The sequence below is a fragment of the Amnibacterium endophyticum genome (assembly GCF_042680685.1).
GTDB lineage: Bacteria > Actinomycetota > Actinomycetes > Actinomycetales > Microbacteriaceae > Amnibacterium > Amnibacterium endophyticum.
This window is the reverse complement of record NZ_JBHUEA010000004.1, coordinates 27232-44897: the sequence shown is the minus strand read 5'-3', so window position 1 is coordinate 44897 and position 17666 is coordinate 27232. Positions and strand designations below refer to the sequence as shown.

Sequence of the window (17666 nt, the reverse complement as noted above, 5' to 3'; positions counted from 1 at the left end):
CGGGGATCAATGGTCCGCCCGCTCCGCACGGCGGGCGCGGGGGCGCGCCGCCGACACGCGCGGTCTCGGGGACGCGGTTGACCGCTCCCCCGAGGCATGGCACCGTCGCTGCCGCCTCGGCGGGCGGTCGCGATCAGGAACGGCGACCGATGAGATCCCCGCCCTCGGCATGCCGGGTCCGGACACGCCATGCGTCGCCCCCAGACCGGACCGACATCGAACCCTTCGAACCACTTCAGGGCGGGCGACGACGTGTCGAGCCTCGAGGCAACGGGCGAGCGGCGGCGGTCCGTGGAGCAGTGCATTGACGATCCTGAACCGAACCCGCGCCGTCCTCGCCGGGGTCACCACCGCCGGTCTCGCCGCGGCGGGCCTCGCCTTCGGCGCCGCCCCCGCGCAGGCCGCCTCCGACAGCACCTGGGACGCCATCGCCCAGTGCGAGTCCAGCGGCAACTGGCACATCAACACCGGCAACGGCTACTACGGCGGCCTCCAGTTCCTGCCCGCCACCTGGCGCGCCTACGGCGGCACGGGCAACCCGGCGAACGCCAGCCGCGCCACCCAGATCGCGGTCGCCGAGCGCGTGCTCGCCGGCCAGGGCTGGGGCGCCTGGCCCGAGTGCTCCGCGCGGCTCGGCCTGCACGGCAAGGTCGGCGCGTCGGTCTCCTCCGGCTCCTCCGCCCCGGTGTCCTCCTCGCACTCGTCGGGCTCCTCGTCGCACCGCTCCTCGAGCAGCGCGACCAGCGGCGGCTACACCGTGCGCTCCGGTGACACGCTCGTGAAGCTCGCGGCGCGCCACGGCGTCTCCGGCGGCTGGCGGGCCATCGCCTCGGCGAACCCGGCCATCGGGAACCCGAACCTGATCTACGTCGGGCAGCACCTCACGATCCCGTCCTGATCGCGTGACACCGCAGAGGGCCCGCTCCGATCCGTCGGGGCGGGCCCTCTGCGGTCCTCAGGTGCAGTTGCGGGGCACCGTGCCGCCGCAACTGCACCTGGAAGCCGCAGGAGCGGCGGTCAGGCGCGGCGCTCGAGCCACTCGTCGAACGTCGGGCCCGTCCCCGGGACGTCGGCGGGCGGCAGCAGCTCGCCCGCCTCGAACAGCCGTCCGGCGCCGGGGACGCGGAACGCGACGACGACGCGGGGTGCGCCCCGCCGGGCCGCGATCCGCTTCGCGAGGTCGGCGAGGTCGTGCTCCGCAGGGCCCGCGAGCCGGCGCTCCTCGCCGCCGCGGAACCCGTCCTCGACCGCGTCCGCCAGCTCCCGCGCGGCCTCGGCCGCCGCGATCGGCCGCGAGCGCATCCGGGGCACCAGCGCGACCGGCCCGACGCGACCGGTGAGGAAGGTCTCCGCCAGCTCGAACCACTGCGGCGTGCGCACCAGGGTGACCGGGGCCGCGGAGTCGGCGAGCACGCGCTCCTGCTCCGCCTTGCCGCGGTAGTAGCCGTTGCGGCGCTGCATCGCCTCGCCGTGGACGCCGTACATCGTCACCGCGACGAGGTGCGGCACCGCCGCCGACAGGACCGCGCCCGTCAGGTGCCGGGCGATCGCCCCGAAGCCGGCGACGGCGCGGCCCCCGCTCGCGGTCTGCACGTTGGTGGCGTCGACCACGGCGTCCGCGCCGCGCACCGCGGGCAGCACGCCCGCGCCGGTGACCGCGTCGACGCCGGTGGACAGGGAGGCGACCACCACGTCGTGGGCCCCCCGCTGCAGCTCGCCGACCACCAGTCGGCCGAGCACTCCCCCACCGCCGAACACGACCACCCGCATGCGGACACTCTGCCGCGCGGACGCCCGCGTGCACGACCCCGCGGGGCCGGCTCGGCCGGTGTCCTGCACGGCGCCATCCCACCTGCGCAGCGCCGGACACCGGCCGAGGTCGATGGTCAGACGGCGCGCTCGAGCTCCGCGACCTCGTCGTCCGACAGCTCGAGCGCCGCCGCCCTCATGTTGTCCTCGAGGTGCGCGACGGAGGAGGTCCCCGGAATCGGCAGCATGACCGGCGAGCGCTTCAGCAGCCAGGCGAGGGCCAGCTGGGACGGGGAGGCGTCGTGCTCCTTCGCGAGCTCGTCCAGCTTGCCGCCGGGCTTCGCGAGGCCGCCCGTGGCGAGCGGGAACCACGGGATGAAGGCGATGCCCTCGTCCGTGGCGACGTCGAGCAGGTCCTCCGCGTCGCGCTTCGCCAGGTTGTAGAGGTTCTGCACGCTCACGATCTCGGCGATCTGCTGCGCCTGCCGCAGCTGGTCGACGGAGACCTCGGACAGGCCGATGTGCCGGATCTTGCCCTCGTCCTGCAGCTTCTTGAACTCGCCGACCTGGTCCTCGAGCGGCACCTTCTCGTCGATGCGGTGCAGCTGGAACAGGTCGATCGTCTCGAGCTTCAGGCGGCGGAGGCTCATCTCGCACTCCTGCCGCAGGTACTCCGGGCGGCCGACCGGCGGCCAGACGCCCGGGCCGGTGCGGGTCAGGCCGGCCTTCGTCGCGATCACGAGGTCCTCGGCATACGGGTGCAGCGCCTCCGCGATCAGGTCCTCGGCGACGTAGGGGCCGTAGCTGTCGGCGGTGTCGATGAAGTCGACGCCCAGCTCGACTGCGCGCTTCAGCACCCGGATCGCCTCGTCGTGGTCCTTCGGCGGCCCCCACACGCCCTCCCCGGTCAGCTGCATGCTGCCGAAGCCGAGGCGGTGGACGGTGCGGTCGCCCAGGGTGAAGGTGTCGGAGGTGGTCGTCGTGTCGGTCACGGGTGAGGAGCGTGCGCGCGCTGCCTGAACGCCGCCCCCAGGAACGACGCGAGGGCCCGCTCCCCCTGTAGGAACGGGCCCTCGCGGAGGGGATTCGAGATCAGGCCTGCGCGGGCGCCTGCTGGGCCTGCTGCGCGGCCCACTGCTTGCGGACGTCGTCCATGTCGAGGCCCTGCACCTGCTCGATGAGGGACTCGAGCGCCTGCCCGGGCAGCGCGCCCGGCTGGCCGAAGACCGGGATGCCGTCGCGGTAGACGACGAGGGTCGGGATGGAGGTGATGCCGTACATGCCGGCGAGCTGCTGCTGGTCCTCCGTGTCCACCTTCGCGTAGGTGATGTCGGGGTGCTGCTCGCTCGACTGCTCGAAGACGGGCGCGAACTGCTTGCAGGGGCCGCACCAGTCGGCCCAGAAGTCGATGAGGACGGTGCCGCTCTCGACCGTCTCGTTGTGGTTCTCGATGGTGAGGGTCTTGGTCGCCATGTCGTCATCCAACCGCGTTCGGCCCGCGTCCATTCCCGCCCGCCTACGGTCGGGGCATGAGCACCGTCGTGATCGTCGGCGGCCACGGGAAGGTCGCGCTGCTGGCAGCGCAGGCCCTCTCGGGGCAGGGACACGCCGTCCGCAGCACCATCCGGGACGAGGCGCAGGGCGCGGACGTGGAGGCCGCCGGAGCGGTCCCCTGGACGCTCGACCTCGAGGCCGCGGACACCGGCGACGTCGCCGAGGCGCTGCGCGGCGCCGACGCCGTCGTCTTCAGCGCCGGCGCGGGCGGCAAGGGCGGGCCGGAGCGCACGCGCGCCGTCGACCTCGAGGGCGCGCGGAGGACGATCGCGGCCGCGGAGCAGGCGGGCGTGCGGCGCTTCGTCATGGTGTCGGCGATCGGCGTCGACGAGCCGCTGCCGGACGACACCGCCGACGGCTGGCGCGCCTACGTCGAGTCGAAGCGGGAGGCGGACGCGACGCTCCGCGGCTCCGGGCTCGACTACACGATCGTGCGGCCCGGCCGGCTGACCGACGGCCCGGCGACGAACTCGGTGCGGATCGGCCGCGGGATCGAGGGCGGCGAGGTGCCGCGCGCGGACGTCGCCGCGGTGATCGCCGCCGTGCTGGCGGACGACTCGACGATCGGTGCGCAGTTCGACCTGGTGAGCGGCGACGCCGCGATCTCCGACGCGCTGGCGGCGCTTCAGTGAACGCCGTCCCGACCACCCCGGTGACGATCGGCGCGGCGTCGCTCGGCACCCGCCCCGGCGCTTCCGAGCTGGCCGCGGCGCTCGTCGCGTCGCCCGTCGGCGGCGTCGACACCAGCAACGCCTACGCGAAGGGCGAGAGCGAGCGGCTGCTCGGCGAGGCGCTCCGCGACACCGAAGGGGTCCTCGCGGGCGGGGCGCTGTACTCGAAGGCCGACGCCGACCCGGAGACGGGCGCGTTCGACGGCGAGCGGGTGCGGCGGTCGCTGGACGAGTCGCTGACGCGGCTCGGGGTCGACCACCTGGCGCTGTACCAGCTGCACGACCCGTACGGGATCACCTTCGAGGAGGCGATGGGCGACGGCGGGGCCGTCCCGGCCCTCCTCGCCCTGCGCGACGAGGGCATGATCGACGCGATCGGCATCGCGTCGGGCACGATCAGCCAGGTGCACCGGTACGTCGAGACCGGCGTCTTCGACGTCGTGCTGTCGCACAACCGCCTCACGCTCGTCGACCGGTCCGCCCTGCCGACCTTCGAGCTCGCGCGGTCGCTCGAGATGACCGTGTTCAACGCCGCGCCCTTCGGCGGCGGGACGCTCGCCAACGGCTCCTCCGCCTACGGGTACCAGGGGATGCCGGCCGACTTCGCCGCGCACGTCGAGCGCGTGCGCGCCCTCGCCCGCGAGCACGGGGTCGACCTCGCCGCGGCGGCGCTGCAGTTCTCGCTGCGGCACCCGCTCGTCGACACGACGGTCGTCGGCATCAGCTCGATCGAGCGGCTCGAGGCGCTGCCGGGCCTCGTTGCCGCGAGGGTGCCCGAGGAGTTCTTCGCCGCGGTCGAGGACCTCGGCGCACCGCCCGCGAGCGGCATCGACTGAGCCGTACCCCGGTCCGCCCCGTCGGGCGGACCGGGTGTCGCCCTACTTCCGCGAGACCGCGTCCTTCACCGCGCCCGCCGCCTTCTCGACCAGGTTCGGCTTCTCCGACGTGCCGAAGAAGCGCGGGTCCGGCTGCGTCGGCGGCGGGAACACGGCCGGCGAGGTGGGGAAGGGCGCCTCCTCGTAGGAGAACTCCCCCTCGCCGTCGGGCGTCGGGCCCTTCGCCCATGCGCCGTCCTTCGCCTCCGCGCCGTCGGAGAAGTTGATGAACTGGTACTCGACGTCCCGGTTCTCCCGCGAGCGCGGGAAGTTCGACGGCACCGGCAGCTGCTCGACGCCCTCCGCCTGCAGCTCGGCGGCCGCGGCGGTCCACTGCTGCTGGTGGACGGTGTCGCGGGCGATCAGGAACGAGAGCATGTCGCGCACGCCCGGGTCGTCGGTCATCTCGTAGATGCGGGCGACCTGCACGCGGCCCTGCATCTCGGCGTTCGCGTTCGCGGTGAAGTCGGCGAGCAGGTTGCCGCTCGCGGTGATGTACGAGGCCTGCCACGGGTTGCCGTTGCTGTCGACGGGACGGACCCCCGCGCCGGCGACGATCGCCGACTGCACGTCCGTGCCGCCGAGTATCGCCCCGACCGTCGGGTCAGCCTGGATCGCGGCCTCCGACTGCTCCACGGGCAGCTTCTCGAGCAGCTGGGCGATCATCGTCGCGATCATCTCGACGTGGCTGAACTCCTCCGCCGCGATGCCGAACAGCAGGTCCCGGTACTTGCCCGGCAGGTGCGCGTTCCAGGCCTGGAAGCTGTACTGCATCGCCACGGTGATCTCGCCGTACTGGCCGCCCAGGATCTCCTGCATGCGCCGGGCGTAGACGGCGTCCGGCTGCTTCGGCTTCGCGGTGTACTGCAGCTCCTGCTTGTGGAAGAACACGTCGCATCCCCTCGTCGCCACGACCGGCGTGCCCGGCCGTGGCGGGCGACGCTAGGCACGGCCCCTGGAGGGCGACCTGGTCGCGGGAGGGGGTTGACGTCGGCAGCCCGGCCGGCGCACCATGCGCGCGCCGGGCGACGCTCGTCAGCGCGCTCCGGCCCCCGTGCGACGCCTCGCGACCGGCCAGCGGCGCCGCCGGACGGGCACGACGTGCGGGTCGGCGGCGAGCGCCGGGGAGTCGCGCTGCAGCTTGACGAGCACGACCCCGGCGAGGATCAGCGTGCCGCCGGCGAGCTGCACCGGGGTCGGCAGGTCGCCGAGCAGCACCCAGGCCGCCAGCACGGCGAACAGCACCTCGAAGAGGCCGACGAACGAGCCGACGCGGCTGCCGAGCCGGCGCCCGCCGGCGATCCCCAGCAGGTAGGCGGCGAGCGTCGACACGAGCACCATGACCCCGGCGCTCAGCCACCAGGGCACGGTGGCGCCGGCGAGCGCCACCGGGGTGAACGCCACCCGCAGCGGCATCGCCCCGACCGCGCCGAGCACGAGCAGCAGCACGCTGCCGGCCGCCATCGACGCCGCCAGCAGCACGATCGGGTGCAGCTCGGGGTCGAGCCGGGCGTTGATGACGTAGTAGACGGCCACGCCGATCGCCGCGAGCAGGGCCATCCCGGGGCCCAGCAGGTCGGCGCCGCCGATGCCCGCGAGGTCGACGACGAGCAGGAGACCTGCGACGGCGAGCGCCGCGCCCGTCAGGGTGAGCCCGCCCGGGCGGCGGCGCGTACGGGCCCAGCCCCACAGCACGAGCAGCACCGGTGCCAGGTACTCGATGAGCAGGGCGACGCCGACGGGGATGCGCTGGATGGCGGAGTAGAAGAGCAGCTGCACGCCGACGACGGCGAAGAGCCCGTACGCGGCGATCGTGCCGGCGTTGCGGGCGAGCACGTGCCAGCGGCCGCGGAGCAGGAGCGCCGCGGGGATCGCGAGCGCGACGGCGGTGCCGGCGCAGCGGGCGAGCACCGCCGCCGACGGGCTCCAACCGGCGTCGAGCAGCGGCCGCACGAAGGGGCCGCCGATGCCGAAGGCGAAGGCGGCGCCGATGGCCAGCGGCAGCCCGACCGCTGTGCTCCGAGCCTGCACGACCCCTCCCCTCGTCATGAGTCAAATGACGTACACTCATGACAACGGAGCAGAGCCTAGCGGTCCGAGGTCAGGAGTCAACACGTGTTCACCCATGACGTCGAGCTCAGCCTGCAGGCCGCCACGACGCTCGTGAACACGCTGCCGGACGCGTCCCCGAGCGGCGAGGACGAGCTGACGACCGTCGAGCAGCTGAGCACCTGGTTCGAGCGCGAGGGCTTCACCGGGGACCGGCAGGGCAGCACCGCCGAGCTCGAGTCGCTGCGGGCGCTGCGGCTGCCGCTGCGAGCGCTCTGGGCGGCGCCCACCGACCGGGACGCCGTCGCGCTCGTGAACGCGATGCTCGCCGACGGCGGCGCGCTGCCCCGGCTGGTCGACCACGACGGGCTCGGCTGGCACATCCACGCGAACGCGCCGGACGCGCCGCTCGCCGACCGGGTCATGGTCGAGATCGCGATGGCGTGGGTCGACGTGCTGCGGCAGCGCGAGCGGGAGCGCATGAAGACCTGCGCCGCGGACGACTGCGGCGCCGTGCTCGTCGACTTCAGCCGCAACCGCTCCAAGCGGTTCTGCGACACCGGCAACTGCGGCAACCGCATGCACGTGCGCGCGTTCCGCGCGCGGCAGGCCGACGCCTGATCCGCGGCCCGCGTCTACTCCGCGAGGTAGACGCGGCTCTCCCACCCCGCGAGCGTCAGCCGGCCGGAGCCGAGGCGCTCGGCCCGGTCCGGCTCGTTCGACAGCAGCAGGCGGGTACCGGCCCAGCCGTCGCCGAGCTCCAGCTCGCGCGGGCTGCGGCCGCAGTTCGCGACGACCAGCAGGCGCTTCGCGCCGAGGGTGCGGACGTACGCCCATACATCCGGGTCGTTCTCCATCACGGCCGTGAAGTCACCGTCCGCGATCACCTCGTGCTCGTGCCGCAGGCGGATCAGGGCGCGGTGGTGCTCGAACACGCTGCCCTCGACGCCGACCTGCGCGGCCGCGTTCAGCCAGGACCGGTTCGGGTTCACCGGCAGCCACGGCTCCCCCGTCGTGAAGCCCGCGGTCGGCCCCGCGTCCCACTGCACCGGCGTGCGGGCGTTGTCCCGGCCCACCTTCGCCATCCCGGTCAGCGCCGCCTGCTGGTCGAGCCCCTCCGCGAGCACGCGCTTCCAGTGGTTCACGGCCTCGACGTCGCGGTGCTCGGAGGCGTCGCGGAAGGGGTAGTTCGTCATCCCGAGCTCCTCCCCCTGGTACACGTACGGGGTGCCGCGCATGCAGTGGAGGATCGTCGCGAGCGCCTTCGCGGACGCGGCCCAGTAGGCGGGGTCGTCGTCGCCGAAGCGGCTGACCGCGCGGGGCTGGTCGTGGTTGTCCCAGTACAGCGAGTTCCAGCCGCGCTCGGCGAGCGCGACCTGCCACCGGTGCAGCGACCGCTTCAGCGCCACCCGGTCGACGCCGATCCAGTCCCACTTGGAGGCCGGCCCCTGGTCGATCGACACGTGCTCGAACTGGAACACCATGTCGACCTCGGCGCGCTCCGGGTCCGTGTACCGGATCGCCTCGTCCGTCGTGACGCCCGGCATCTCGCCGACCGTCAGGAACGCGCCGTCGCGGCCGGCGAAGACCTGCTCGTGCATCTCGGCGAGGAACTCGTGGATTCGCGGGCCGTCCGCGAACATCGAGAACGCGTTCACGTACGGCTGGCCCGCGACCGGCGGCGCGTCCGCGAACGACTGCTCCTTCGAGATGAAGTTGATGACGTCCATGCGGAAGCCGTCGACCCCCCGGTCGAGCCACCAGCGCATCATGGCGTGGACGGCCTCGCGCACCTCCTCGTTCTCCCAGTTCAGGTCCGGCTGCTTCCGGTCGAACAGGTGCAGGTAGTACTGGTCGGTCGCCTCGTCCCGCTGCCACGCGCTGCCGGAGAAGAAGGAGCCCCAGTTGTTCGGCTCCGCGCCGTCCTTCCCGTCGCGCCAGACGTACCAGTCGCGCTTCGGGGAGTCCTTCGACGTGCGGCTCTCCACGAACCAGGGGTGCTCGTCGCTCGTGTGGTTCACGACGAGGTCCATCACCAGCTTGATGCCGCGCTCGTGCAGCCCGGCGATCAGCTCGTCCAGCTGCTCGAGCGTGCCGAAGAGCGGGTCGACGTCCTGGTAGTCGCTGATGTCGTAGCCGTTGTCCGCCTGCGGCGAGCGGTAGATCGGCGACAGCCAGACGACGTCGACGCCGAGCGCCTCGAAGTGGTCGAGATGCGCGAGGATCCCGCCCAGGTCGCCGATGCCGTCGCCGTCCGAGTCCGCGAAGCTGCGCGGGTAGACCTGGTAGACGACGGCGCTCTTGAACCACTCGCGATCCTGCACGGCGCCATCCTGCCGCGCCCCGCCAGGATGGGCACGTGGAGGTGCGCGCGGCGACCGAGGTGCCCTGGTCGGACGTCGAGGGCCTCTTCGCGGACGGCGGCGACCCCTCGACGTGCTCCTGCCAGTGGTTCCGGATGAGCGGACCGGCGTTCGAGGCGCTGTCGGACAGCGAGCGCCGGGATCGGCTGCGGGCCGAGTGCGCCGGTCCGGAGCCCGGGCCGGGCGTCGTGGCGCTGCGGGACGACGTCCCGGTCGGCTGGTGCGGCGTCGGCCCCATGAGCGGCTACCCGCGGCTGGGGCGCTCCCCGCTGCTGCGCGGGACCTCGGCGGACTGGGCCGTCACCTGCTTCGTCGTGCCGGAGCGCTTCCGGCGGCAGGGCATCGCCCGGGCGCTGATCGCCGGCGCGGTGGACCACGCGCGAGCATCCGGCGCTGACTCGCTCGTGGCGGTGCCGGTCGACGTCGCGGCGCGTCCCGCGGCGACGGCGGCCGAGCTCTACCACGGCCCGCTCGCCCTCTTCCTCGAGGCGGGCTTCACCGAGGTCGCCCGTCCCTCCGCGGCGCGGGCGGTCGTCCGGCTCGACCTCTGAGCGCTTCCGCTTCCCGAGACGTGCGGGGCTCAGGTGCAGTTGCGGCGCGCCGGGGCACCGCAACTGCACCTCGGGACCGCACGGCGCGATCAGAGCGCGCGCTCGTAGACGAAGTCGTCCTCGTCGCGGTCGCCGAGGCGGAAGCGCTTGACGCCGACCCGCTCGAACCCGTGCTTCGCGTAGAAGCGCTGCGCCCGCAGGTTCTCCTGGTTCGTGCCGAGCCAGACCCCTGCCGCCCCGCGGTCCCGCGCCGCCTCGAGCGTGCGCTCCAGCAGCGCCGCCGCCGCACCGCGCCCGTGCCGGCCCGGCCGCACGTAGATCTTCGACAGCTCCGCCGTGGGCCGGATCCGCACGGCCCGCGCGACGCCCGGGTCGCCCGGCTCGGCGACCACGAGCATCGTGTAGCCGTCGAGCGGGCCGTCCGCCGGGTCGTCGACCAGCAGGACCCGGTCCGGGTCGGCGAGGTGGCGGCCGAACGCCGCGGGCGACAGGGCCGTGGCGATGAAGTCCGCGATCGCCGCCTGCGTGGTGCTCGGCGGGCACGCGAGCGGGAAGGTGAGGGCCGCGACCTCGGCGAGCGCGTCGGCGTCGGCGGGCAGCGCCGGGCGGACGGTCACGGCGTCCACTCCCGACGCAGGATCGACATGATCACCTCGTCGGCGAAGCCGCCGTCGATCCACACCGCCTCGCGGCGCACGCCCTCCTCGACGAAGCCGGCCCGCGCATAGGCGCGTCGCGCGCGGTCGTTGAACGAGAAGGTCTCGAGCTGGATCCGGTTCAGCCCCATCGCGAGGAAGCCGTAGCGGACCATCAGGCGCACGGCCTCGGTGCCGTACCCGCGCCCCTGGTGGCCGGCCCCGATCAGCGCGCCCAGGTGCGCGTCCCGCTCCGGCAGCTTCGCGCCCCACAGCGCCATGTGCCCGACGAGGAGCCCGTCGTGCGTCTCGACGCTGAACCCGGCCGCCGACGCATCGGCGTTCGCGCTCCATCGGCGGTGCGTCTCCGCGTTCGAGCCCGCCGGCCGCGGCCGGACGGCGAGCTGCTGCAGCGCCTGCTGCTCCGGGTCCTCCCACCACGCGTCGAGCAGCGGCAGGTCGTCGTCGCGCAGGGCGCGCAGCCGCACCCGGTCGCCGACCAGCAGCGTCCTCCCGTAGGCGTGCGCCTGATCGGCGGTCTCGACGGTCACCGCGACATCATCGCGCGCTGTCGGAGGCCCGCGCTTCACTGCCCCGCGATCGCCCGTGCCGCTGGATCGATCGGAGGGGCCTTCATGGCCGAGAGCATGACGGTGGAGGCGCGCATCGCGCACTTCCTGAGGGTGTCGGAGGACGCGGGGGCGACGCAGGCGGAGCGGGACACCGCGGGGCGGGAGGCGGAGCGGCTGCTCGCGAAGCACGCGATCGACCGCCTGACGCTGCCCGCGGACGGCGCGACCCGCGCCGCGCGGGAGACGATCGAGCGCCGCACCCTGCTCGCGCGCGGCGGGAAGGGCACGATCGCCCTCGACGTCGTGGTCGGGCTGATCGCGGCGGCGGAGGCGCTGGGCCTCGTCGCGCACTACCGGGACCGGCGCATCCCGATCTGGGACGCACCGGCGGAGGAGCCCGGCGTCGAGCTGGTCGTCACCGGCTTCGCGAGCGACCTCGACCTGGCGCTGCCGCTGCTCGAGTCGCTGCGGACGCAGGCGACCGTCGCGATGTGGGCGTGGTGGCGGGCCGAGCCGATGCACCGCCGCATCCCCCGCTACGACGCGCTGCTCGCCCGGTGCGACTTCGCCCGATCGTTCGGGCTCGGCGCCGCGGAGCGCCTGCGCACCACCCGGGCGGCGGCCGTCGAATCGACCGGCACCGCCCTCGTCGTGGCCTCCCGCGAGTCGGCCGTGCGCGACTGGGTCGCCGCCAACCTCCGCACCCGGCGGGTCACCGACCGGCGGTCGTTCTCCGGCTACGGGCGCGGCCAGGGCTTCACGGCCGGGCTGCGCTCGACCGGGACCGCGCAGCGTGCGCTCGGCCGCTGAGCCGTCGACGTCGCGCGGTCGTCCCGGCCGGTCAGATCGAGTCGGCCTCGGTCGGCTGGGCGAGCGCGATCGCCGCCGTGTCCGGCCCGACCACGGGCACGGATCCGGTCACGGGGGCCGCACCGGTGAGGCGCTCGGGCGAGGTCAGCTGCCGCACGCGCTCGCGGTCCATCAGCCCGGCCTCCACGACGAGGTCCGCGACGTCGCGCCCGGTCAGCAGCGCCGCCTTCGCGAGCGCGGAGGCGGCGGCGTAGCCGATGTAGGGCGTCAGCGCCGTCACGACGCCGACGGAGGTGCGCACCATCGAGTCGAGGCGGTCGACGTTCGCGCGGATGCCCTCGACGCAGTGGACGCGGAGGGTGCGGCAGGCGGCGGCGAGCCAGCCGACGTTCGTGAGGATCGAGTGGACGATGATCGGCTCGAAGGCGTTCAGCTGCAGCTGCCCCGCCTCCGCCGCCATCGTGACGGTGACGTCGTGCCCGACCACCGCGAAGGCCACCTGGTTCACGACCTCGGGGATGACGGGGTTGACCTTGCCCGGCATGATCGAGGAGCCCGCCTGGCGCGGCGGCAGCACGATCTCGCCGAGGCCCGCCTGCGGCCCGGACGACAGCAGCCGCAGGTCGTTGCAGATCTTCGACAGCTTCACGGCGGCGCGCTTCAGCACCCCGGACATCTGCATGAAGACGCCGGTGTCGCTCGTGGCCTCGATCAGGTCGCCGGCCGTCACGTACTGCTCGCCCCGCAGGTCGGACAGGTGCGCGGCGACCGTCGCCGCGTACCGCGGGTCGGCGGTGATCCCGGTGCCGATCGCCGTGGCGCCGAGGTTGATCTCCCGCAGCAGCGGCAGCACCTCGCGGATCCGGTCCTCGTCCTCCCCCAGCGTCGTCGCGAAGCCGTGGAACTCCTGGCCGAGCGTCATCGGCACCGCGTCCTGCAGCTGGGTGCGCCCGACCTTCAGCACGTCGTGGAACTCGCGGCCCTTGTCCGCGAACGCGCGCTTCAGGGCGACGTGCTCGACGAGCAGGTCCTCGAGCGCCATCGCGATCGCGACCTTCGCCGCGGTCGGGTAGACGTCGTTCGTGCTCTGGCTGCGGTTGACGTCGTCGATCGGGTTCAGGAGCGCGTAGTCGCCGAGCCCGTGCCCCGCGAGGTGCAGCGCCACGTTCGCGACGACCTCGTTCGCGTTCATGTTCGTCGAGGTGCCGGCCCCGCCCTGGATCACGTCGACGACGAACTGGTCGTGGTACTCGCCCTCGCGGATCGCGACGCACGCGCGCTCGATCAGCGCGGCCTTGTGCGGCTCGATGCTGCCGAGCTCGCGGTTCGTCCGCGCCGCCGCCTGCTTCACGATCGCCAGGGCGTCGACGAGCCGGGGGTGGGAGGAGATCGGCCGTCCCGAGATCGGGAAGTTCTCGAGCGCCCGCGCGGTGTGCGCGCCCCAGAACGCGCCGGCCGGGATCTCGACCTCGCCGAGGCTGTCGGTCTCCGTGCGGAAGGGGGCGTGCGCGCCGTCGGTCACGGAGCCCGAGGCTACGCCCGGTCCACCCACGCGCTCAGAAGGCGAGCACGAGGCGTCCGCGCACCCCGCCCGCCTCCATCCGGCGATGCGCGTCGGCAGCCCGCTCGGCCGGCAGCACCTCGGCCACGCGGGGCACGAGCACGCCCTGCTCCGCGAGCCGCCCCAGCCGGTCGAGGTCGTCGTGCGACCGGTACTCGCTGAACACCCGTGCGGCCACGAACTCCACGTCGCGGCCCGGCTCGCCCTGCCAGCCGCGCACCGATGCGAAGCGACCGCCGTCGCGCACGGCGGGGAGGACCTCCGCCTGCTGCACCGAGAGGTCCGCGAGGCCGTCGACGCCGTCCGGGTATGCCGCGCGCACGCGGTCCGCGAAGCCCGAACCGCGCTCGAGCACGAGGTCCGCGCCGAGACCCGTCACGAGCGCCCGGTCCTCGGCCTTCGCGTCCGCCACGACGATCAGCCCGTCCCGCTTCGCGAGGGGCACGAGCAGGTTGCCGAGCCATCCGGCCGCCCCGGTCACGGCGAGCACGGCCCCCTCGGGCAGGGCGAGCAGCCGCAGCAGCTGCACCGCCGTGAGCCCGTTCATCGGCAGCGTCGACGCCTCCTCGAGCGATGCCCCCGCCGGGACCCGCGCCATGGACTCCCAGGGCCCGACCAGCAGCTCGACGTCCGCGCCGCCGTGCTCGGACAGCGGCAGCGCGATCGCCATCAGGCGATCGCCGACCTCGTAGGGAGCGCCCTCGCCGACCTCGTCGACGACGCCGGCCGCGTCCATCCCCGCCACCCACGGCGGCGGCGCGTCCCCGGCGTCCCGCATGCCCCCGCGCACGCCCGCGTCGGTCGGGTTCACCGCCGCGGCGGCGACCCGGATCCGCACCTCCCCGGGCCCGGCGTGCGGATCCCGCACCTCGTGCACCCCCAGCCGCTCCGGCCCGCCGAACTCCGTCACTCCCACCACGCGCATGCGCCCGACGCTGCCACCGAAGACCTGGGTCGCGGCTCGGCGACCGCTCAGCGCACGGGCGGACGATCGCGCCATGCGGCTCGCGGTGCACTACTGGAACTTCTCGACCCCCGGCGGCGCGGCGGGCATCGCGGCGCACCTGCGCGACACCGCGCGGGCCGCCGACGACGGCGGCGTGACCGCGATGACGGTCATGGACCACTGGTTCCAGATGGAGGCGCGGGCGCCCGCGGAGGAGCCGATGCTCGAGGCGTACACGACGCTCGGCTTCCTCGCCGCCGCGACCGAGCGGCTGCGCCTCGGCACGCTGGTCACCGGCGTCACCTACCGGCACCCGGGGCTGCTCGCGAAGACGGTCGCCACCCTCGACGTGCTGAGCGGCGGCCGCGCCTTCCTCGGGATCGGCGCCGCCTGGTACGAGCGGGAGCACCGGGGGCTCGGCGTGCCCTTCCCGCCGCTCAAGGAGCGCTTCGATCGGCTCGAGGAGACGCTCCGGATCTGCCGGCAGGTGTGGGGCGACGACGACGGAGCGTTCGAGGGCCGGCACTTCCGCCTCGAGGAGACGCTCGGCCGGCCCCGGCCGATCCAGCCGCACCTGCCGATCCTGATCGGCGGCGGAGGCGAGAAGCGGACGCTGCGCCTCGTCGCGGAGCACGGCGACGCGTGCAACCTCTTCGACCTCGGCCCCGACGAGGTCGCGCGCAAGCTCGACGTGCTGCGGGGGCACTGCGCCGACGTGGGGCGCGACCCCGCCGGGATCGACGTGACGATCACCTCCGCGGCCGACCCGCTGGCGGACCCGGACGGCTTCCTCGACCGGATGCGCGCCTACGCCGCGGTCGGGGTGCAGCAGGTGTGGCTCAGCCTGCCGCCCGAGGACCCGGCGGGCTTCGTCGGTCGCATGTGCGCGGAGGTGCTGCCGGCGCTGTCGGAGCTCTGAGCGCCTGCAACACCTCGGGAAGTGTTGCGTAGGCTGCCTCCGACGACGAGGAGGTCGCACGTGCGGATCACCGGGGCGGTGCTCGAGGAGTCCGGTCGGCCGGCGCCGTTCGGGGCGAGCCGCCCGCTGCGCGTCGGCCCGCTCGAGCTCGCGCCGCCGGGCCCGACCGAGCTGCTCGTGCGGATCGAGGTCGCCGGCGTGTGCCACTCCGACCTCTCCGTGGTGAACGGCGACCGGCCGCGACCGACGCCGATGCTGCTCGGCCACGAGGCCGCGGGCGTCGTCGAGGTCGTCGGCGACGCCGTGGACGACGTCGCGGTCGGCGACCGGGTCGTGCTCACCTTCCTGCCGCGGTGCGGGGTCTGCGCCGCCTGCGCCACCGACGGGCGGCTGCCCTGCGAGCGCGGCGGCGCCGCGAACGCCGCCGGCGAGCTGCTGGCCGGCGGGTCGCGGCTGCACCGCGACGGCGCGTCCGTCGCGCACCACCTGGGCGCGTCCGCGTTCGCCGACCACGCGGTCGTCGACCGCCGCTCGGTCGTGCCCGTGACCGCGGACGTGCCGCCCGAGGTCGCCGCGCTGCTCGGCTGCGCGGTGCTCACGGGCGGCGGCGCGGTGCTGAACGCCTCCGGCGTGCGCGACGGGGAGCCCGTGCTCATGGTCGGGCTCGGCGGCGTCGGCTTCGTGGCGCTCCTCGTCGCGAAGGCGACCGGGCACCCGGTGATCGCGGTGGACGCCGTGGCGTCGAAGCGGGACGCCGCCCTCGCGAACGGCGCCGACGAGGCGTGGAGCCCGGAGGAGGCCGCGTCGACCGGGGTGCGCGCACCCGTCGTGATCGAGGCGGCCGGGCACCCGGCCGCCTTCGAGACCGCGTTCGCGGCGACCGCGCCGGGCGGCACGACCGTCACGGTGGGCCTGCCCCGCGCGGACGCGGTGAGCCGGATCCCGCCGCTGACCCTCACTGCCGAGGCCCGCACGGTCGTCGGCAGCTACCTCGGCTCGTCCGTGCCCGCCCGCGACGTGCCGCGGTACGTCGACCTGTGGCGGGACGGCCGGCTGCCGGTGGAGCGGCTCGTGTCCGGGCGGGTGCCGCTCGCCCGCGTGAACGAGGCGATGGACGCGCTCGCCGGGGGCGGCGCGCTGCGACAGCTGATCGTGTTCGACGGAGAGGAGCAGGGATGACGGACGGGGCAGCAGGCGGGGGCGCGCAGGAGCGGGTCGCGATCGTGACCGGTGGCGCGCGGGGCATCGGCGCCGCGATCGCGCGTCGCCTCGCGGCCCAGGGCCGCGCGGTCGCGGTCGTGGACCTCGACGAGGCGTCGACCGCCGAGACGGTGCAGGCGGTGCGCGACGCCGGCGGCCGGGCGACCGGCATCGGCGCGGACGTCTCGCGGACCGAGGATGTGGAGGCCGCGGTGGCCCGCACCGCCGACGAGCTCGGCGCGCCGACGATCCTCGTGAACAACGCCGGGATCCTCCGCGACAACCTGCTGTTCAAGATGACCGACGACGACTGGGACGCGGTCGTCGCGGTGCACCTGCGCGGCGCGTTCCTCATGAGCCGCGCGGTGCAGCGGCACCAGGTCGAGGCGGGCTGGGGCCGGATCGTCTCCCTGTCGTCCACGAGCGCCCTCGGCAACCGGGGTCAGGCGAACTACGCCGCGGTGAAGGCGGGGCTGCAGGGCTTCACGAAGACGCTCGCGATCGAGCTCGGCCGCTACGGCGTGACCGCGAACGCCATCGCGCCGGGCTTCATCGCGACCGACATGCTGCGCGCGACGGCTGCGCGGATGAAGGTGTCCTACGAGGACTTCCTCGCGGGCGCCGCGAAGGAGATCCCGGTCGCGCGCGTCGGGCAGCCCGAGGACGTCGCGGCCGCGGCCGCGTTCTTCACCTCCGACGAAGCGGCCTTCGTCTCCGGCCAGGTGCTCTACGTGGCGGGCGGGCCGAAGGCGTGACCACGACGTTCCCCTCCCCGGAGGCGCTGCTGGACGCGGCGGGCACGGACCTCGGCGCGAGCGACTGGCTCGTCGTCGACCAGGCGCGGATCGACGGGTTCGCGGACGCGACCGGCGACCACCAGTGGATCCACGTCGACCCCGACCGCGCCGCGAGCGGGCCGTTCGGCGGCACGATCGCGCACGGCTACCTGTCGCTGTCGCTGCTCGCGCCGCTGATGTTCGACGCGCTGCACGTCGAGGCGTGCGCCCTCGTGGTGAACGCCGGCTCGGAGCGGGTGCGCTTCCTGACCCCGGTGCGCGCCGGGTCGCGGGTGCGTGCGCACGCCGTGCTCGTGTCCGCGGAGCGCATCCCGACCGGGGTCCGCGCGCGGACCGCGGTGACCCTGGAGCTCGAGGGCGCCGAGAAGCCGGCGCTGGTGGCGGAGACGCTGACGGTCTTCGTCCCCGCCTGAG

Annotated in this window: 20 protein-coding genes; 10 read left to right on the top strand and 10 right to left on the bottom strand. The window is 74.4% G+C overall.

All coding sequences use genetic code 11. The annotated features are described in order from the left end of the window. Positions 1 to 304 precede the first annotated feature (304 nt). Positions 305 to 898, top strand: a complete 594-nt coding sequence (locus ACFSBI_RS03940) for a transglycosylase family protein (protein ID WP_377932255.1) — start codon at positions 305 to 307, stop codon at positions 896 to 898. A gap of 119 nt (positions 899 to 1017) precedes the next feature. Here ACFSBI_RS03940 and ACFSBI_RS03935 read toward each other — a convergent pair whose 3' ends face one another. The 3 genes from ACFSBI_RS03935 to trxA form a co-directional block, all read right to left on the bottom strand. Next, positions 1018 to 1770 carry a hypothetical protein gene (locus ACFSBI_RS03935; protein WP_377932253.1) on the bottom strand — a complete coding sequence of 251 codons (753 nt, stop codon included), beginning with the start codon at positions 1768 to 1770 and terminating at the stop codon, positions 1018 to 1020. Positions 1771 to 1886: 116 nt separating this feature from the next. After that, positions 1887 to 2741 (bottom strand): aldo/keto reductase, encoded by an 855-nt coding sequence (locus tag ACFSBI_RS03930; RefSeq protein ID WP_377932251.1) that lies wholly within the window; start codon positions 2739 to 2741, stop codon positions 1887 to 1889. Between the two features lie 100 nt (positions 2742 to 2841). Beyond that, positions 2842 to 3222: a thioredoxin gene (trxA, locus tag ACFSBI_RS03925; RefSeq protein WP_377932249.1), complete on the bottom strand. Its 381-nt coding sequence runs from the start codon at positions 3220 to 3222 to the stop codon at positions 2842 to 2844. A 56-nt stretch (positions 3223 to 3278) separates the two neighbouring features. Here trxA and ACFSBI_RS03920 point away from each other — a divergent pair, with 56 nt between their 5' ends. Next, positions 3279 to 3935 carry an SDR family oxidoreductase gene (locus tag ACFSBI_RS03920; RefSeq protein WP_377932247.1) on the top strand — a complete coding sequence of 219 codons (657 nt, stop codon included), beginning with the start codon at positions 3279 to 3281 and terminating at the stop codon, positions 3933 to 3935. Next, complete coding sequence (locus ACFSBI_RS03915) at positions 3932 to 4810, top strand: aldo/keto reductase (RefSeq protein ID WP_377932245.1); 879 nt, start codon at positions 3932 to 3934, stop codon at positions 4808 to 4810. The genes ACFSBI_RS03920 and ACFSBI_RS03915 overlap by 4 nt, the downstream gene beginning before the upstream one ends. 42 nt (positions 4811 to 4852) lie before the next feature. Here the strand turns inward: ACFSBI_RS03915 and ACFSBI_RS03910 are convergent, their stop codons facing one another. Both ACFSBI_RS03910 and ACFSBI_RS03905 read right to left on the bottom strand, forming a co-directional pair. Continuing rightward, positions 4853 to 5740 (bottom strand): manganese catalase, encoded by an 888-nt coding sequence (locus ACFSBI_RS03910; RefSeq protein WP_377932244.1) that lies wholly within the window; start codon positions 5738 to 5740, stop codon positions 4853 to 4855. A gap of 144 nt (positions 5741 to 5884) precedes the next feature. Continuing rightward, positions 5885 to 6880: an EamA family transporter gene (locus ACFSBI_RS03905; protein ID WP_377932242.1), complete on the bottom strand. Its 996-nt coding sequence runs from the start codon at positions 6878 to 6880 to the stop codon at positions 5885 to 5887. A gap of 84 nt (positions 6881 to 6964) precedes the next feature. On the opposite strand from ACFSBI_RS03905, the gene ACFSBI_RS03900 reads away from it, so the two are divergent. After that, positions 6965 to 7519, top strand: a complete 555-nt coding sequence (locus ACFSBI_RS03900) for a CGNR zinc finger domain-containing protein (protein WP_377932240.1) — start codon at positions 6965 to 6967, stop codon at positions 7517 to 7519. A gap of 14 nt (positions 7520 to 7533) precedes the next feature. Here the strand turns inward: ACFSBI_RS03900 and ACFSBI_RS03895 are convergent, their stop codons facing one another. Continuing rightward, positions 7534 to 9222 (bottom strand): alpha-glucosidase, encoded by a 1689-nt coding sequence (locus ACFSBI_RS03895; protein ID WP_377932238.1) that lies wholly within the window; start codon positions 9220 to 9222, stop codon positions 7534 to 7536. A 35-nt stretch (positions 9223 to 9257) separates the two neighbouring features. Between ACFSBI_RS03895 and ACFSBI_RS03890 the strand changes: the two genes are divergently transcribed. After that, positions 9258 to 9812 (top strand): GNAT family N-acetyltransferase, encoded by a 555-nt coding sequence (locus ACFSBI_RS03890; protein ID WP_377932236.1) that lies wholly within the window; start codon positions 9258 to 9260, stop codon positions 9810 to 9812. A gap of 89 nt (positions 9813 to 9901) precedes the next feature. Here the strand turns inward: ACFSBI_RS03890 and ACFSBI_RS03885 are convergent, their stop codons facing one another. Both ACFSBI_RS03885 and ACFSBI_RS03880 read right to left on the bottom strand, forming a co-directional pair. Beyond that, positions 9902 to 10429 (bottom strand): GNAT family N-acetyltransferase, encoded by a 528-nt coding sequence (locus ACFSBI_RS03885; protein WP_377932234.1) that lies wholly within the window; start codon positions 10427 to 10429, stop codon positions 9902 to 9904. Further along, positions 10426 to 10998, bottom strand: a complete 573-nt coding sequence (locus ACFSBI_RS03880; protein ID WP_377932232.1) for a GNAT family N-acetyltransferase — start codon at positions 10996 to 10998, stop codon at positions 10426 to 10428. The genes ACFSBI_RS03885 and ACFSBI_RS03880 overlap by 4 nt, the downstream gene beginning before the upstream one ends. A gap of 84 nt (positions 10999 to 11082) precedes the next feature. On the opposite strand from ACFSBI_RS03880, the gene ACFSBI_RS03875 reads away from it, so the two are divergent. After that, on the top strand, positions 11083 to 11829 hold the full coding sequence (locus tag ACFSBI_RS03875; RefSeq protein ID WP_377932230.1) for a hypothetical protein: 747 nt from the start codon (positions 11083 to 11085) through the stop codon (positions 11827 to 11829). Between the two features lie 31 nt (positions 11830 to 11860). Here ACFSBI_RS03875 and ACFSBI_RS03870 read toward each other — a convergent pair whose 3' ends face one another. Then, positions 11861 to 13351 carry an aspartate ammonia-lyase gene (locus ACFSBI_RS03870; protein WP_377932228.1) on the bottom strand — a complete coding sequence of 497 codons (1491 nt, stop codon included), beginning with the start codon at positions 13349 to 13351 and terminating at the stop codon, positions 11861 to 11863. 34 nt (positions 13352 to 13385) lie between these two features. Then, positions 13386 to 14315, bottom strand: coding sequence for an NADP-dependent oxidoreductase (locus ACFSBI_RS03865; RefSeq protein WP_377932227.1), 930 nt, complete (start codon positions 14313 to 14315; stop codon positions 13386 to 13388). A gap of 73 nt (positions 14316 to 14388) precedes the next feature. Between ACFSBI_RS03865 and ACFSBI_RS03860 the strand changes: the two genes are divergently transcribed. Genes ACFSBI_RS03860 through ACFSBI_RS03845 form a run of 4 tightly spaced genes read left to right on the top strand, consistent with a single transcriptional unit; the run spans position 14389 to position 17665 of the window. After that, positions 14389 to 15255: an LLM class F420-dependent oxidoreductase gene (locus ACFSBI_RS03860; RefSeq protein WP_377932225.1), complete on the top strand. Its 867-nt coding sequence runs from the start codon at positions 14389 to 14391 to the stop codon at positions 15253 to 15255. A 60-nt stretch (positions 15256 to 15315) separates the two neighbouring features. Further along, complete coding sequence (locus tag ACFSBI_RS03855; RefSeq protein WP_377932223.1) at positions 15316 to 16434, top strand: alcohol dehydrogenase catalytic domain-containing protein; 1119 nt, start codon at positions 15316 to 15318, stop codon at positions 16432 to 16434. Further along, on the top strand, positions 16431 to 17210 hold the full coding sequence (gene fabG, locus ACFSBI_RS03850; RefSeq protein WP_377932221.1) for a 3-oxoacyl-ACP reductase FabG: 780 nt from the start codon (positions 16431 to 16433) through the stop codon (positions 17208 to 17210). Before ACFSBI_RS03855 ends, fabG begins: the two co-directional genes overlap by 4 nt. Next, entirely contained in the window at positions 17207 to 17665 is a 459-nt protein-coding gene (locus ACFSBI_RS03845) for a MaoC family dehydratase (protein ID WP_377932219.1), read from the top strand. The genes fabG and ACFSBI_RS03845 overlap by 4 nt, the downstream gene beginning before the upstream one ends. Position 17666 lies beyond the last annotated feature (1 nt).

Excerpts from the sequence above, each read along its gene's own strand:
- ACFSBI_RS03935 (WP_377932253.1), bottom strand. The coding sequence starts at position 1,770 with ATGCGGGTGGTCGTGTTCGGCGGTGGGGGAGTGCTCGGCCGACTGGTG.
- trxA (WP_377932249.1), bottom strand. The coding sequence starts at position 3,222 with ATGGCGACCAAGACCCTCACCATCGAGAACCACAACGAGACGGTCGAG.
- ACFSBI_RS03920 (WP_377932247.1), top strand. The coding sequence starts at position 3,279 with ATGAGCACCGTCGTGATCGTCGGCGGCCACGGGAAGGTCGCGCTGCTG.
- ACFSBI_RS03875 (WP_377932230.1), top strand. The coding sequence starts at position 11,083 with ATGGCCGAGAGCATGACGGTGGAGGCGCGCATCGCGCACTTCCTGAGG.
- ACFSBI_RS03865 (WP_377932227.1), bottom strand. The coding sequence starts at position 14,315 with ATGCGCGTGGTGGGAGTGACGGAGTTCGGCGGGCCGGAGCGGCTGGGG.
- ACFSBI_RS03860 (WP_377932225.1), top strand. The coding sequence starts at position 14,389 with ATGCGGCTCGCGGTGCACTACTGGAACTTCTCGACCCCCGGCGGCGCG.
- fabG (WP_377932221.1), top strand. The coding sequence starts at position 16,431 with ATGACGGACGGGGCAGCAGGCGGGGGCGCGCAGGAGCGGGTCGCGATC.